Origin of the sequence: Pseudomonas sp. AFG_SD02_1510_Pfu_092, from assembly GCF_003331055.1 — a bacterium.
GTDB lineage: Bacteria > Pseudomonadota > Gammaproteobacteria > Pseudomonadales > Pseudomonadaceae > Aquipseudomonas.
The window spans coordinates 33,965-48,729 of sequence record NZ_PUQD01000025.1; the positions used below are offsets into that span (position 1 = coordinate 33,965).

General features: G+C 62.9%; 14 protein-coding genes and 4 tRNA genes. 4 read left to right on the plus strand and 14 right to left on the minus strand.

The window, feature by feature from the left end; all coding sequences use genetic code 11:
- Positions 1-37: 37 nt before the first annotated feature.
- The 4 genes from clpX to C6A77_RS12985 all read right to left on the minus strand — a co-directional run bounded on the left by clpX (position 38) and on the right by C6A77_RS12985 (position 4,022).
- Positions 38-1,321 (minus strand): ATP-dependent Clp protease ATP-binding subunit ClpX, encoded by a 1,284-nt coding sequence (gene clpX, locus C6A77_RS12970; RefSeq protein ID WP_025338419.1) that lies wholly within the window; start codon positions 1,319-1,321, stop codon positions 38-40.
- Between the two features lie 108 nt (positions 1,322-1,429).
- Complete coding sequence (gene clpP / locus C6A77_RS12975) at positions 1,430-2,071, minus strand: ATP-dependent Clp endopeptidase proteolytic subunit ClpP (RefSeq protein ID WP_003259400.1); 642 nt, start codon at positions 2,069-2,071, stop codon at positions 1,430-1,432.
- Between the two features lie 90 nt (positions 2,072-2,161).
- Positions 2,162-3,475: a trigger factor gene (tig, locus tag C6A77_RS12980; RefSeq protein ID WP_114169829.1), complete on the minus strand. Its 1,314-nt coding sequence runs from the start codon at positions 3,473-3,475 to the stop codon at positions 2,162-2,164.
- A gap of 247 nt (positions 3,476-3,722) precedes the next feature.
- On the minus strand, positions 3,723-4,022 hold the full coding sequence (locus C6A77_RS12985) for a DUF6388 family protein (protein ID WP_114169830.1): 300 nt from the start codon (positions 4,020-4,022) through the stop codon (positions 3,723-3,725).
- A gap of 220 nt (positions 4,023-4,242) precedes the next feature.
- Between C6A77_RS12985 and C6A77_RS26125 the strand changes: the two genes are divergently transcribed.
- Both C6A77_RS26125 and C6A77_RS12995 read left to right on the plus strand, forming a co-directional pair.
- Positions 4,243-4,374, plus strand: coding sequence for a hypothetical protein (locus C6A77_RS26125; protein WP_275937129.1), 132 nt, complete (start codon positions 4,243-4,245; stop codon positions 4,372-4,374).
- Positions 4,371-4,682, plus strand: coding sequence for an XRE family transcriptional regulator (locus tag C6A77_RS12995; RefSeq protein ID WP_161959670.1), 312 nt, complete (start codon positions 4,371-4,373; stop codon positions 4,680-4,682). Before C6A77_RS26125 ends, C6A77_RS12995 begins: the two co-directional genes overlap by 4 nt.
- A gap of 74 nt (positions 4,683-4,756) precedes the next feature.
- Here the strand turns inward: C6A77_RS12995 and C6A77_RS13000 are convergent.
- The 4 genes from C6A77_RS13000 to C6A77_RS13015 all read right to left on the minus strand — a co-directional run bounded on the left by C6A77_RS13000 (position 4,757) and on the right by C6A77_RS13015 (position 5,207).
- A tRNA-His gene (locus C6A77_RS13000) sits at positions 4,757-4,832 on the minus strand.
- Between the two features lie 44 nt (positions 4,833-4,876).
- A tRNA-Leu gene (locus C6A77_RS13005) sits at positions 4,877-4,961 on the minus strand.
- 52 nt (positions 4,962-5,013) lie between these two features.
- A tRNA-His gene (locus C6A77_RS13010) sits at positions 5,014-5,089 on the minus strand.
- A gap of 41 nt (positions 5,090-5,130) precedes the next feature.
- Positions 5,131-5,207: transfer RNA gene (locus tag C6A77_RS13015), tRNA-Arg, on the minus strand.
- Between the two features lie 289 nt (positions 5,208-5,496).
- Here C6A77_RS13015 and folD point away from each other — a divergent pair.
- On the plus strand, positions 5,497-6,351 hold the full coding sequence (gene folD / locus C6A77_RS13020) for a bifunctional methylenetetrahydrofolate dehydrogenase/methenyltetrahydrofolate cyclohydrolase FolD (RefSeq protein WP_114169832.1): 855 nt from the start codon (positions 5,497-5,499) through the stop codon (positions 6,349-6,351).
- A gap of 339 nt (positions 6,352-6,690) precedes the next feature.
- Here the strand turns inward: folD and C6A77_RS13030 are convergent, their stop codons facing one another.
- Genes C6A77_RS13030 through C6A77_RS13055 form a run of 6 tightly spaced genes read right to left on the minus strand, consistent with a single transcriptional unit; the run spans position 6,691 to position 12,609 of the window.
- Complete coding sequence (locus C6A77_RS13030) at positions 6,691-8,430, minus strand: ABC transporter substrate-binding protein (protein ID WP_114169833.1); 1,740 nt, start codon at positions 8,428-8,430, stop codon at positions 6,691-6,693.
- Positions 8,431-8,469: 39 nt separating this feature from the next.
- Positions 8,470-8,742, minus strand: coding sequence for a DUF2160 domain-containing protein (locus tag C6A77_RS13035; protein WP_114169834.1), 273 nt, complete (start codon positions 8,740-8,742; stop codon positions 8,470-8,472).
- An 11-nt stretch (positions 8,743-8,753) separates the two neighbouring features.
- Positions 8,754-9,554, minus strand: a complete 801-nt coding sequence (locus C6A77_RS13040; RefSeq protein ID WP_114169835.1) for a carbohydrate ABC transporter permease — start codon at positions 9,552-9,554, stop codon at positions 8,754-8,756.
- Positions 9,555-9,557: 3 nt separating this feature from the next.
- On the minus strand, positions 9,558-10,421 hold the full coding sequence (locus C6A77_RS13045) for a sugar ABC transporter permease (RefSeq protein WP_041166682.1): 864 nt from the start codon (positions 10,419-10,421) through the stop codon (positions 9,558-9,560).
- Positions 10,418-11,515 (minus strand): ABC transporter ATP-binding protein, encoded by a 1,098-nt coding sequence (locus C6A77_RS13050; protein ID WP_114169836.1) that lies wholly within the window; start codon positions 11,513-11,515, stop codon positions 10,418-10,420. The genes C6A77_RS13045 and C6A77_RS13050 overlap by 4 nt, the downstream gene beginning before the upstream one ends.
- Complete coding sequence (locus tag C6A77_RS13055; protein WP_114169837.1) at positions 11,515-12,609, minus strand: ABC transporter ATP-binding protein; 1,095 nt, start codon at positions 12,607-12,609, stop codon at positions 11,515-11,517. Before C6A77_RS13055 ends, C6A77_RS13050 begins: the two co-directional genes overlap by 1 nt.
- Before the next feature lie 227 nt (positions 12,610-12,836).
- Here C6A77_RS13055 and C6A77_RS13060 point away from each other — a divergent pair, with 227 nt between their 5' ends.
- The gene (locus tag C6A77_RS13060) at positions 12,837-14,585 is read left to right on the plus strand and encodes a sigma-54-dependent Fis family transcriptional regulator (RefSeq protein ID WP_114169838.1); all 1,749 of its coding nucleotides are present in this window, start codon (positions 12,837-12,839) and stop codon (positions 14,583-14,585) included.
- Positions 14,586-14,765: the final 180 nt, after the last annotated feature.

Sequence of the window (14,765 nt, forward strand, 5' to 3'; positions counted from 1 at the left end):
CCTTCGTGCTTGCAACCATCAGCGACGTTTACCTGTCTCAGGCATCCGGCGCGGCCTTGGCTTGCGGCTCGCTGTTCTCGTAGATCATCAGCGGCTGCGAGGTGCCATCGATGACGCTCTCGTCGATCACCACCTTGCTGACATCCTTCTTCGAAGGAATCTCGTACATGGTGTCGAGCAGCACGCCCTCGAGAATCGAACGCAGACCACGGGCGCCGGTCTTGCGCTCCAGTGCCTTGCGTGCCACGGCCTTGAGCGCATCGCTGCGGAACTCGAGGTCGACGCTTTCCATCTCGAACAGCTTGGCATACTGCTTGGTCAGGGCGTTCTTCGGCTCGGTGAGGATCTGCATCAGCGCAGCCTCGTCCAGCTCGTCGAGGGTGGCCAGCACCGGCAGTCGGCCGACGAATTCCGGGATCAGGCCAAACTTGACTAGATCGTCCGGCTCGACCTCACGCAGGGACTCGCCAACCTTCTTGCCCTCTTCCTTGCTGCGTACTTCGGCGCCAAAACCGATGCCACCTTTGGTGGAGCGGTTCTGAATGACCTTTTCCAGGCCCGAGAAGGCGCCACCGCAGATGAACAGGATGTTGCGGGTATCGACCTGCAGGAATTCCTGTTGCGGGTGCTTGCGGCCACCTTGCGGCGGAACCGAAGCCACGGTGCCTTCGATCAGCTTCAGCAGTGCCTGCTGCACACCCTCACCCGAGACGTCACGGGTGATGGACGGGTTGTCCGACTTGCGCGAGATCTTGTCGATCTCGTCGATGTAGACAATGCCCATCTGGGCCTTTTCCACATCGTAGTCGCACTTCTGCAACAGCTTCTGGATGATGTTCTCGACGTCCTCACCCACGTAACCGGCTTCGGTCAGGGTGGTGGCGTCTGCAATGGTGAACGGTACGTTCAACAGGCGTGCAAGGGTTTCGGCGAGCAGGGTCTTGCCCGAGCCGGTCGGCCCGATGAGCAGGATGTTGCTCTTGCCGAGTTCGACTTCGTCACCCTTCTTGTCACGCTGGTTCAGGCGCTTGTAGTGGTTGTACACCGCTACGGCCAGCACCTTCTTCGCGCGCTCCTGACCAATTACGTACTGGTCCAGGATGCCGCTGATTTCTTTCGGCGAAGGCAATTTGTGCGCGCTGCTCTCGGCCTGGGCTTCCTGCACCTCCTCACGGATGATGTCGTTGCACAGGTCGACGCACTCGTCGCAGATAAATACCGAGGGCCCGGCAATCAATTTGCGCACTTCGTGCTGGCTTTTGCCGCAGAAGGAGCAATAGAGCAATTTGCCGCTGTCCTCGCCGTTACGGGTGTCAGTCATTCGATCGATCCAATCCGGTAGGCTTGCAACACAAGATGAAGGCAATTGCGGGCTTTTTCAAGTCCGCAGGTAGGCGCTTTCCGCGCCCACCTGCTCTGGCACCCCGGGTCAGGAGGCCAGTTGCCGCTTGTCGTAGACCGAGTCGATCAGGCCGTACTCGGCCGCGCGCGAGGCGCTCATGAAGTTGTCACGCTCGGTGTCGCGCTTGATGGTCTCGAGATCCTGGCCGGTGTGGTAGGCCAGCAGCTCGTTCAGACGGGCCTTGATATTGAGGATTTCCTGGGCGTGGATCTCGATATCGGTGGCCTGACCCTGGAAGCCGCCCAGCGGCTGGTGGATCATCACGCGCGAGTTGGGCAGGCAGTGACGCTTGCCCTTGGCACCTGCAGCCAGCAGGAAGGCGCCCATGCTGCAGGCCTGGCCGATGCAGATGGTCGAGACGTCCGGCTTGATGAACTGCATGGTGTCGTAGATCGACATGCCGGCGGTTACCGAACCGCCCGGCGAGTTGATGTACAGATGGATATCCTTGTCCGGGTTTTCCGCTTCCAGGAACAGCAGTTGCGCCACGACGAGGTTGGCCATGTAGTCTTCTACCGGGCCGACCAGGAAAATTACGCGCTCCTTCAACAGGCGCGAGTAGATGTCGTAAGCGCGTTCGCCACGGGCGGACTGCTCGATAACCATCGGGACCAGGCCGCCTGCGGCCTGGATGTCAGAGCTCTGCTGAATATAAGAATTGCGGGACATGTCCTGCGCTCACTCCCAAATAGTCATGGCTTGAATACGCACAAGCCAGCTCGAAGGCTGGCTTGTGGGGTTTCCTACGAGAGAAGCCGGTTACTCAGCGGCGGCAGGAGCCTGGGCTGGTTTAACGGCATCTTCGTACGAGACCGACTTGTCGGTCACAGTCGCTTTCTGCAGAACAGTATCTACAACTTGTTCTTCCAGCACAACCGAACGGACTTCGTTCATTTGCTGGTCGTTCTTGTAGTACCAGGCGATGACCTGCTCAGGCTCCTGATAAGCCGAAGCCATTTCCTCGATCATTTCGCGAACCTTGCCTTCGTCCGGCTTCAGCTCGAACTGCTTGACCACTTCGGCCACGATCAGGCCCAGCACCACACGGCGCTTGGCTTGTTCTTCGAACAGCTCGGCCGGCAATTGCTCAGGCTTGATGTTGCCGCCGAACTGCTGAACAGCCTGCACGCGCAGACGGTTGACTTCGTTCTCCAGCAGGGCTTTCGGCACTTCAATCGGGTTGGCGGCCAGCAGACCGTCCATGACCTGGTTCTTCACCTTGGCCTTGATGGCCTGGCGCAGTTCACGCTCCATGTTCTTGCGAACTTCGGTGCGGAAGCCTTCCAGGGTGGTTTCCTTGATGCCGAACTGGGCGAAGAATTCTTCGTTCAGTTCTGGCAGCACAGGGGCGGAAACGCTGTTGACGGTGATGGTGAACTCGGCGGCTTTGCCTGCCAGGTCCAGGTTCTGGTAGTCCTCTGGGAAGGTCACGTTGACAACGCGCTCTTCACCCGCCTTGGCGCCAACCAGGCCGTCTTCGAAGCCCGGGATCATGCGGCCGGAGCCCAGTACCAGCTGGGTGCCCTTGGCCGAACCACCGGCGAACACTTCACCGTCGACCTTGCCGACGAAGTCGATGTTGACCTGGTCGTCGTTCTGCGCGGCGCGCTCGACGGCCTCGAAGCGGGTGTTCTGCTTGCGCAGCACTTCCAGCATGTTGTCCAGGTCGGCGTCAGCCACTTCGGCGCTCAGGCGCTCGACGCTGATCGACTCGAGGCCGCCAACGGTGAACTCCGGGAACACTTCGAAGATGGCGACGAATTCCAGGTCCTTGCCCTTTTCGAAGGACTTCGGCTCTACCGCAGGGGCGCCAGCCGGGTTCAGCTTCTGCTCGACGATGGCTTCGTAGAAGGAAGCCTGGACCAGGTCACCGAAAGCCTCTTGACGGGCATCGGCCTCGAAACGCTGACGGATCACGCTCATTGGCACTTTGCCCGGACGGAAGCCGGCAACCTTGGCGCGCTTGGCAGTCTGCTGCAGACGCTTGTTGACTTCGTTCTCGACGCGCTCGGCCGGAACGGCGATGGTCATGCGGCGCTCGAGAGCGGAAGTGTTTTCAACAGAAACTTGCATGGATATTCCTCGTTGCACAGACGTTAGCCGGCGTTAGCCCGACTCCAGAATCAAGGGCAAGCATTCTAGTGAGTCGCGCAGCAGAAGTCACCCCACTCGGGACGACGGGAAACCACGCCGGTCGATTAACTTTCAAGGCCCGTGCGCCATGGCGCCGGGCCTGCTTCAATAGTTGCTGCACGGCGCCTGTGGCGCCCTGCAGCCGAAATACTTTGTCAAACAACCACCAGCAACCAATCGCTTCCTTTTAATCAGGCTCGATTTCGTTGAACTGGCAGTACTCTTCCCACGCCATGCCCAGCGCCTCAGCCACCTCACGGTGCGTCTCCAGGCGCATGGCCTGCAGTTGCTCCGGCGTTTCGGCGATCAGTTGCAGGGCCAGCTCCCAGGGCTGGATACCTTGCTCCTCAGCCGCATCCTCGAACGCCCACTCGATCTGCTGGGCCTGCTCGCGTGCATCCAGCTCGCGGATCTCTTCCAGCAGCTGCGGGTTGGCCTCGGCAAAACGCTGCAGCGCCAAGGCCTGACGGGCTTCTTTTGCAATCATCGGGCTGTTCCTCTGCCGGCCAAATGGGCCGATGTTTCAACCGGCTGAAATCTAACAGCTTTTATTGGGCTGCCACCAGAGGATTGCAAGGGTCGTGATGGATTGTTTGCAGCCCGGCGAACATGCCTACAACGCCGAAGGAAACGCCCCATGGCCCAAGCGAACGCCCTCCGCTTGAATGGAGAACCTTTTTTGGTACACCTCCATGGACAGGAACACGATGACACTCGATGCCCGCTTCTTTCGCACCGAAGCCGGCAATGAACCCGTGCGCGAATGGCTGACCTGCCTCCCTCGCACCATGGCCATCGCCAAGCAGCGCAAAGCCGCCATAGAGAGGCACAAACAATGAGCACCCATATCGGCTCCGACTTCGACGACTTCCTGGCAAGCGAAGACCTTGCAGAAGAGGTATCCGCCGCCGCCCTCAAGCGCGTGATCGCCTGGCAGATTGCCGAGGCCATGAAAGCGCAGAAAGTCAGCAAGAAAGCGCTGGCGGAGCGCATGCACACCAGCCGCACCGCGGTTGACCGGGCACTCGACCAGAATGACCCAGGCATGACCCTGGCAACCCTGGCAACCCTGGCCAGCGCAGCACGAGCCCTCGGGCAACGCGTCGAAGTGCGCCTGGTACCGGAAAACAGCCCTGCCCTCGCCTGAGCACAGCGAGCCCCAGGCCAACGCCCAAAACAAAAAGGCGCCCGGTCTCACGACCAAGGCGCCTTCGAAAAATATGGGGTGGACGATGGGAATCGAACCCACGACAACTGGAATCACAATCCAGCGCTCTACCAACTGAGCTACGCCCACCATATTGCGGTGTTGCAGTGTTGCCGTACAGCCTTACAGAAGCATGGTGCGGACGAAGAGACTCGAACTCTTACAGCTTGCGCCGCTGGAACCTAAATCCAGTGTGTCTACCAATTTCACCACGTCCGCGTAACGCTTAAAACAAAGGCGCCAGATGCAATCGAGGCGCCTTTGAAGAATATGGGGTGGACGATGGGAATCGAACCCACGACAACTGGAATCACAATCCAGCGCTCTACCAACTGAGCTACGCCCACCATATTGCATTACAGCCTACTTGCTTGCCAAAGCTGCCTAATGGCGCACCCGGCAGGACTCGAACCTGCGACCATCCGCTTAGAAGGCGGATGCTCTATCCAGCTGAGCTACGGGCGCTTAAGCTTGAAGCCTAACCGAACGAGACTTTCAACAGTCAACTGCCAATAACAGGCAACTGCCAAACCACTCATTCTGCCCGACTTAGCCAACCAGTGCTAGGCTGTGCCCGACAAGTGCGGCGAATCTTATAGGCGGGCCTGTAAGTCGTCAACACCTTTCGCTAAAAAATTTAAATTATTTAAGGGCTTAGGGGATTTGCCCGACCACCCGCCTTTGCCCGTGGCCCGTGTCGTGCGAGAATGCGCCCTCTTTAATTGTTTCCTTCTCGATGGTTAATCACGCGTCTATGACTGCACACCTAATCGATGGCAAGGCGATCGCCGCCAGCCTGCGCCAGCAGATCGCTCAACGTGTCGTGGAGCGTCGCCAGCAAGGCCTGCGTACGCCGGGCCTGGCGGTGATCCTGGTCGGCACCGACCCCGCCTCCCAAGTCTATGTCTCGCACAAGCGCAAGGACTGCGAAGAGGTCGGCTTCATTTCGCAGGCGTTCGACCTGCCCAGCGAAACCACGCAGCAGGCGCTGACCGAGCTGATCGACCGCCTCAATGATGACCCGGCCGTCGACGGTATTCTGCTGCAGCTGCCACTGCCGGCGCACCTGGACGCCTCGCTGCTGCTCGAGCGCATCCGCCCGGACAAGGATGTGGACGGTTTCCACCCCTACAACATCGGTCGCCTGGCCCAACGCATCCCGCTGCTGCGCCCGTGCACGCCGAAAGGCATCATGACCCTGCTGGAAAGCACCGGCCAGGACCTGTACGGCATGAACGCGGTAATCGTCGGTGCGTCCAACATCGTCGGCCGCCCGATGGCCATGGAACTGCTGCTGGCCGGCTGCACCGTGACCGTCTGCCACCGCTTCACCAAGGACCTGGCCGGCCATGTCGGCCGCGCCGACCTGGTGGTGGTGGCCGCTGGCAAACCCGGCCTGGTCAAGGGTGAGTGGATCAAGCAAGGTGCCATCGTCATCGATGTCGGCATCAACCGCCAGGAAGACGGCAAGCTGGTCGGCGATGTGGTCTACGAGACCGCCCTGCCGCGTGCTGGCTGGATCACCCCGGTGCCGGGTGGCGTCGGGCCGATGACCCGGGCGTGCCTGCTGGAAAACACGCTGTATGCGGCGGAAGAGCTGCACAAGTAAGAACGCGTGACATGAAAACGGCACCTCTGGCAGGTGCCGTTTTTTTTTGCCGGTGGTTAATGCACGGGCCTTGCCGGCCTCTTCGCGGGCTTGCCCGCTCCCACAGGTAATGCACCGCTCTCACTGTGGGAGCAACTGTCTTGATCAATTTCCAAAAACTGGCGCGATCCCTGTGGGAGCGGCCGTGGCCGCGAACACCGGCGCAGCCGGTGCCATCCCTCGCGTCGCCTGCTTCGCGGGTGAACCCGCTCCCACATGGGGCTGCGTATGCCTCGGGCTTGCGCTGAAACCTGTGGGAGCGGGCACGCCCGCGAAGAAGCCAGTGCGGTGCTCAGCCGATCACCTCCTGGCCGCCTCCCACGACTTCAACAGCTCGCTGTAGCTGACCGTCTCGCCCTTGGGCTTTTCGTTGGCCAGCTTGGGTTTCGGTGCACCGGGCTGGTCGAACCAGTACTGGGCGTCCTTCTCCGGGTTCAGCTTCGGTGCACAGGTCGCCTGGGCGTTGGAGCGCTGCAAGCGTTCCATCATCCGGTCCTGGTCGCGGGCCAGGCCGTCCAGGGCTTCCTGCGGGGTCTTCTCGCCACTGGCCACTTCAGCGATATGACTCCACCACAACTGCGCCAGCCGCGGGTAATCGGGCACGTTGGTGCCGGTCGGCGTCCACTGCACCCGCGCCGGGCTGCGGTAGAACTCCACCAACCCGCCGAGTTTCGGCGCCAGATCGGTCATGGCCTGGGAGTTGATGTCCGACTCGCGGATCGGCGTGAGGCCGACGATGGTCTTTTTCAGCGACACGGTCTTGGAGGTGACGAACTGGGCGTACAGCCACGCCGCCAGGCGCTGCTTCTCGGGGGTGGACTTGAAGAACGTCCACGAGCCGGTGTCCTGATAGCCCAGCTTCATGCCCTCCTCCCAGTACGGCCCCTTCGGCGAGGGCGCCATGCGCCACTTCGGCGTACCGTCGGCATTCACCACCGGTAGCCCCGGCTTGGTCATGTCGGCGGTGAAGGCGGTGTACCAGAAGATCTGCTGGGCAATGTTGCCCTGGGCCGGCACCGGGCCCGCTTCGGAGAAGGTCATGCCCTGGGCTTCCTTGGGCGCATAGGCGCGCATCCAGTCCACGTACTTCTGGGTGGCATAGACAGCAGCCGGGCCGTTGGTGTCGCCACCACGGGTCACGCTGGAACCGACCGGGTGGCAGTCCTCCACGCGAATGCCCCATTCGTCGACCGGCAGGCCGTTGGGCAGGCCTTTGTCGCCGCCGCCGGCCATGGAAAACCAGGCATCGGTGAAGCGCCAGCCCAGCGACGGGTCCTTCTTGCCGTAGTCCATGTGGCCATAGACGCGCTTGCCGTCGATTTCCTTGACGTCTTCGGTAAAGAATTTGGCAATGTCCTCGTAGGCCGACCAGTTCACCGGCACACCCAGCTCGTAACCGTACTTCTCCTTGAACCTGGCCTTCAGTTCGGGCCGCTCGAACCAGTCGGCGCGGAACCAGTACAGGTTGGCGAACTGCTGGTCGGGCAACTGGTAGACCTTGCCGTCCGGCGCGGTGGTGAAGGAAATGCCGATGAAGTCCTTGAGATCGAGGGTCGGCGAGGTGTAGGCCTTGCCTTCATTGGCCATCAGGTCGGTGATCGATTCCACCTTGCCGTAGCGAAAGTGCGTACCGATCAGATCGGAGTCGTTTACCCAGCCGTCATAGATGTTCTTGTCCGACTGCATCTGCGTCTGCAGCTTTTCCACCACATCGCCTTCCTGCAGCAAATCGTGGGTCAGCTGGATGCCGGTGATCTCGCTGAAGGCCTTGGCCAGCACCTTGGACTCGTATTCATGGGTGGTGATGGTTTCCGACACCACGTTGATCTTCATCCCACGGAACGGCTCGGCAGCCTTGATGAACCACTGCAACTCGGCCAGCTGCTGTTCAGCGGTCAGGGTCGACGGCTTGAACTCGCTGCCGATCCACTTCCTCGCTGCGTCCTCGTACTGGTCGGCCCAGGCTGTGCCTTGCACGCTGGCCAGCACCAGCAACGCGGCCAGGGTCAAATGTCGCCTGTTGTACTTGTTGTCGAACATTGTGATCTCCCGTTTCAGTTATCCCACAGGGCCGCTCGCTCAGCCCCAGCGCAGCACCACCACCAGCCACGCCAGCGAAAGCAGCGAGGCCACCCACAACGGCCCCTCGCTGACGCCGACCACCAGCAGATGCAGGTAGGCGCTGGCCAGCAGGCCGATGAACAAACGATCGCCACGGCTGGTGACCAGCGGCAGCAAGCCGCGCCGCTCGACACAGGGGCGGCGCAATTCCAGCAGGGTCATCCCCAGCAGCAACAGGCCAACGGCGGCGAAGAACAGCGCCGTCGGCAAGGTCCAGGCCATCCATTCCATGCTTGCCCTCCTCACACCCGGCCCAGGGCAAAGCCCTTGGCCACATGGTTGCGCACGAACCAGATCACCAGCATGCCCGGCAAGATGGTCAGTACCCCCGCTGCTGCCAGCACGCCCCAGTCGATGCCGGACGCCGACACGGTGCGCGTCATCACCGCTGCAATCGGTTTGGCGTTCACCGAAGTCAGGGTGCGCGCCAGCAACAGCTCGACCCAGGAGAACATGAAGCAGAAGAACGCCGTCACGCCGATGCCGGAACCGATCAGCGGAATGAAGATCTTCACGAAGAAACGCGGGAAGCTGTAACCGTCGATGTAGGCCGTTTCGTCGATTTCCTTCGGCACGCCCGACATGAACCCTTCGAGAATCCACACCGCCAGTGGCACGTTGAACAGGCAGTGGGCCAGCGCCACGGCGATATGGGTGTCGAACAGGCCGATCGACGAATACAGCTGGAAGAACGGCAGCAGGAACACCGCCGGTGGCGCCATGCGATTGGTCAGCAGCCAGAAGAACAGGTGCCGGTCACCAAGAAAGCGATAACGCGAGAAGGCGTACGCCGCCGGCAGCGCCACCAGCAGTGAGATCAGGGTGTTCAGGCACACGTAGTACAGCGAGTTGAGGTAGCCGTTGTACCAGCTGGGATCGGTGAAAATCACCCGGTAGTTGTCGAGGGTGAACGCCTGTGGCCACAGGGTCAGGCCGCCGAGGATCTCGGTATTGCTCTTGAACGACATGTTCAGCAGCCAGTAGATCGGCACCAGCAGGAAGAAGAAGTACAACAGCAGGGCCAGCGATTTGCGCGTGCTCATGGGCTAGTCCTTGTCGGCATGGGTCATGGCTGTGTAGAACAGCCACGACACCAGCAGGATGATCAGGAAGTACACCAGCGAGAACGCCGCCGCCGGGCCCAGGTCGAACTGCCCCACGGCCATGCGCGTGAGGGTCTGGCTGAGGAACGTGGTGGCGTTGCCGGGCCCGCCACCGGTCAGCACGAAGGGCTCGGTGTAGATCATGAAGCTGTCCATGAAGCGCAGCATCACCGCGATCAGCAGCACGTTCTTCAGCTTCGGCAACTGGATATGGCGGAACACTGCCCAGCCCGAGGCGCGGTCGATGCGCGCGGCCTGGTAATACACGTCGGGGATCGCGCGCAGCCCCGAATAGCACAACAGCGCCACCAGCGACGTCCAGTGCCACACATCCATCACCAGCACGGTCAGCCAGGCGTCGAACGGGTCGCCGGCGTAGTTGTAGCTGACCCCCAACTTGGCCAGGGTAGCGCCGAGCAGGCCAATGTCGGCACGGCCAAAAATCTGCCAGATGGTGCCGACCACGTTCCACGGGATCAGCAGCGGGATGGCCATGATGATCAGGCACACCGAGGCCATGCGCCCCTTGGTCGGCATGGTCAGGGCAATGCCGATGCCCAGCGGGATCTCGATCAGCAGCACGCAGGCGGAATAGATGAACTGGCGCAGCAACGCGTCATGCAGTGCCGGGTCGCGCAGCACCTGGCGGTACCAGTCGGCGCCGACGAAGTAACGGTTGGACTGGTCGAAGATGTCCTGCACCGAGTAGTTGACCACCGTCATCATCGGCACCACCGCACTGAAGGCCACCAGCAGGAACACCGGCAGCACCAGCCACCAGGCCTTGTTGTTGGGTACCTTGTTCATGGCGCGGCCTCCAGCAGCACATCGTCGACGTACAGCATCAGCCACTGCGTCGGCAGGCTGACCCAGGCCTGGGCCACCGGCACCGGGCGGTCCTCGCCCAGGCGCGCCTTGAGCGCGACACCCCCCAGTTCCAGGGTGACGATGCGGTAGGTGCCCAGGTCCTCGACATCCAGCACGCGTGCCGGGTAGGCATCATCGAACGGGCTGTCCCACAGCTGCACGAATTCCGGGCGGATGCCCACCTGCAAGCGCCCGCCCGGCATCGCCGCCAGGCGTTCGCGCAGGCCGTCGGGCAAGGCCAGGTGGATATCGCCGAACCCCACACCGTCCGCTTCGGCGCGCACCTCGATCAGGTTCATCCCCGGGCTGCCGATGAAATAGCCGACGAAGGTGTGCCGCGGCCGCTCGAACAGCTCGCGCGGGGTGCCGAACTGGACGATGCGCCCGCCGTGCATCACCGCGATCTTGTCGGCGAAGGTCGAGGCCTCGAGCTGGTCGTGGGTGACGTAGATCATGGTGATGTTGAACTGCTCGTGGATCTGCTTCAGCTTGCGCCGCAGCTTCCACTTCAGGTGCGGGTCGATCACCGTCAGCGGCTCGTCGAAGAGGATTGCCGAGACGTCATCGCGCACCAGGCCACGGCCCATGGAGACCTTCTGCTTTTCGTCGGCACTGAGGTTGCGCGCCTTCCTGCGCAGCACCGCCGACAGGTCGAGCACCTCGGCAATCTCCTCGACCCGGGCGCGCACACGCGCTTCGTCCAGGCCCTGGTTGCGCAAGGGAAACGCCAGGTTGTCGAACACCGTCATGGTGTCGTACACCACCGGGAACTGGAACACCTGGGCAATGTTGCGCGCCTGCGGCGACAGCTGGTTGACCGGTTTGCCGTCGAACAGCACCTCGCCGTGGGACGGTGTCAGCAAACCGGAAATGATGTTGAGCAAGGTCGACTTGCCGCAGCCCGACGGCCCGAGCAAGGCGTAGGCACCGCCCTGCTCCCACACATGCTCTAGGGCGTGCAACGCGTAGTCCGCCTCGCTGGCGGGCTGGCGGCTGTAGCTGTGCGCCAGTTGGCGCAGGCGGATCTCGGCCATCACCCTCTCCTTGCCTGGCGCAACCCCGGGGCCTGCACCAGCGCCCCGGCACTGTCGAACACGAACAGCTTGTGGGTGGGAATGAACACGCGGATCGGCGTGTCCACCTGGTATTCGTGTACCCCTGGCAGGTGCAGGATCATCCGCCAGTGTTCGTTGCGCACATGCAGGAAGGTCTCGGAACCACTGATTTCGGCCAGCTCGACCAGTACCGACAGTTCCAGGTCGTCGTCATGGCTTGGCACCAGGCTGATGTGGCTGGGGCGTACGCCAAAGCGGTAGTCGCCCTCGGCAAGCGCCTGCAGGTCGGCGTTGCGGGCAAAGTGCACGGCCTGGCCCAGGCTCACTTCGTGGCTGCTGATTCGGCCGGGCACCAGGTTGATCGGCGGCTCGGAAAACAGCTCGGCAGCCAGCACGCTGCCCGGGCGCTGGTAGACCTCGGCGGTGGGCCCGCTCTGGACGATACGGCCCTCGTGCACGAGGGTGGTGGTACCGCCCAGGGCCAGCGCCTCGTTGGGCTCGGTGGTGGCATACACGGCAATGCAGTGGCGCGCCGCGAACAGTTCGCGCAGTTCCTGGCGCAAGCCCTCGCGCAGCTTGTAGTCAAGGTTGACCAGCGGTTCGTCGAACAGGATCAGCGAGGCATCCTTGACCAGCGCCCGGGCCATGGCCGTGCGCTGCTGCTGGCCACCGGACAGCTCCAGCGGCAGGCGCTGCAAGTAGGGTTCGATGCGCAGCATCTCGGCGGTTTCCTGCACCCGCTGACGAATCTGCGGCTCGGCCATGCGCGCCTGGCGCAGCGGCGAGGCGATGTTTTCGTACACGCTGAGGGTCGGGTAATTGATGAACTGCTGATACACCATCGACACATTGCGCTGGCGCACCGGTACGCCGGTCACATCCTGGCCGTCCATCAGCACCCGCCCCCGGTCCGGGCGGTCGAGCCCGGCCATCAGGCGCATCAGGCTGGTCTTGCCGGCCAGGGTGCGGCCCAGCAGCACGTTGAACGAGCCAGGTTCGAAACGCAGCGAGGCATCGACGATCCAGGCCTGGTTGTCGACGCTGCGGCTGACCTGCTCCAGCACCAGAGACATGGCGTGGCCTTCTTGTGATTGTTGTCTGCCGGGTACAGCCAGTTTCGTGCCAGTTGCGCCCGAAGCGTCTGGCCTGCGGCATGGGCAGCCGCGTTGGCCAACCGCAGGTTCACAAGTGAACACAAGCACTGCACAACTGAACACTCTGCGGTTTGACATTGAACAACCGTGAACAACACTGAACAGCGGTCGGCACCATGACAACAACAATCACACAGGACAGGCCCATGGCCGTATCCGCTTCGACCCATGCGCAACTGATCCAGGCTTCCTGGGCCCGCTGTCGCGAACACGGCCTGCAGCCGCAGCAGGCCCCGGACTTCGATTGCCTGACCCGCGCCGAACTCAGCGCGCTGCTGGAGCGGCGGCAAACCTTGTTGCGCCTGACCCGCGAGGAAGTGCTGCCGCAATACGCGCACCTGCTGGGCAATGCCAGCTACCTGGTGATGCTGGCCGACGCCAGCGGCTGCCTGCTCGACACCTGGGGCTCGCGGCGCTTCATCGAACCGCGCCAGGCGCACGGCTTCAGCGCCGGTGCCCACTGGCACGAGCACAGCGTCGGCACCAACGCGCTGGGTACCGCACTGGTCTGCGCCGAGGCGATCCACGTTGGCCAGGACGAGCACTTCCTGCGCCAGAACCGCTACCTGTCCAGCGCCGCCGCGCCACTGCTGGACGCCACGCGGCAACGCGTCGGGGTGCTCGACGTTGCCAGCGACGGCTACCTGCCGGCCAGCCAGACCTTGGGCCTGGTGCGCATGATGGGCCAGAGCCTGGAAAACCGCCTGATCCTCGCTGAGTATGCCGACCAGCACGCGCAGCTGATCTTCAACAGCGCCTGCGACAATCTCGACAGCCCGTGGGCCGGCCTGCTGGTGTTCGATGAGCAGGGGCAGGTGCTGGCCGCCAACCAGCGGGCCGACAGCCTGCTGGGCGGTAACCCGCTGCGGCAGAACATCGAGCAACTGTTCCAGTTGCCCCTGCGGCAGCTGCTCGGCCATCCCCGGCAACAGCCCTTCGCCCTGCAGGCGACCGGGCGTAACCGCTTTCATTGCCAGTGGCAGGCGCCGCGCGCGGTGCCCCGCCGCTGTGCCGGCAGCAGCGCGGAACCACGCCTGGAGAAGGCCCTGGCACAAGCCGGGCTGTTGCTGGAAAAAGACATCCCGGTGCTGGTGCAGGGTGAAACCGGCGTGGGCAAGGAAGTGTTCGTCAACACCCTGCACCAGGCCAGCAGCCGCGCAAGCCAGCCACTGGTCGCGGTCAACTGCGCGGCGATCCCGGCCGAGCTGGTGGAATCGGAGCTGTTCGGCTACGACAAGGGCGCCTTCACCGGCGCGCACCACAAGGGCAACCCGGGGCTGATCCGCAAGGCCCACCACGGCATCCTGTTCCTCGACGAAATCGGCGACATGCCATTACCCACCCAGGCCCGCCTGCTGCGCGTGCTGCAGTCGCGCAGCATCCAGCCGCTGGGCAGCGGCGAACCGGTGGCGGTGGATATTCGCGTGGTGTCGGCGAGCAACCGCGACCTGGCCGCAGAAGTGCGCGCCGGGCGCTTTCGCCAGGACCTGTATTACCGCATCGCCGGGTTGGCGCTGGTGTTGCCGCCGCTGCGCGAGCGCAGCGATCGCCGCCAACTGATCGAACAGGTTCATGCCCGCTACCGCGAACCCGGGCAACCTGCGCGGCTACCGGCGGCCATCGTCGAGCTGCTCGACCGGCACCCGTGGCCGGGCAATCTACGCGAACTGGTGAGTGTGCTGCAGGTGGCGCTGGCCTTGGCCGGTACCGGGCCGGTCGGCCTGGAACACCTGCCGGCGGGCTTTCTCGCCGAGTCACCGGGGCCGGTGGCGGTCGCGACTGACGAGGCAGACCTGCAAGCGCTGGTGGCGCAAGCCAACGGCAACCTTTCGGCGGTGGCGCGTGGGCTGGGGATCAGCCGCACCACCCTCTACAAGCGGTTGCGGGAGCAGTGATCGGGTCTACCGCCACCGCGCTACCCTCAAGACCTGCACACCACCTGTGGGAGCGGGCAAACCCGCGAAGAATGCAGCGCGGTGCATGGCACCGGCCGCGCCGGTGTTCGCGGCCATGGCCGCTCCCACAGGGATTGCGCCGGCTTTTGGCATTTGAGCAAGCAGTTGCGCCAACAGGTA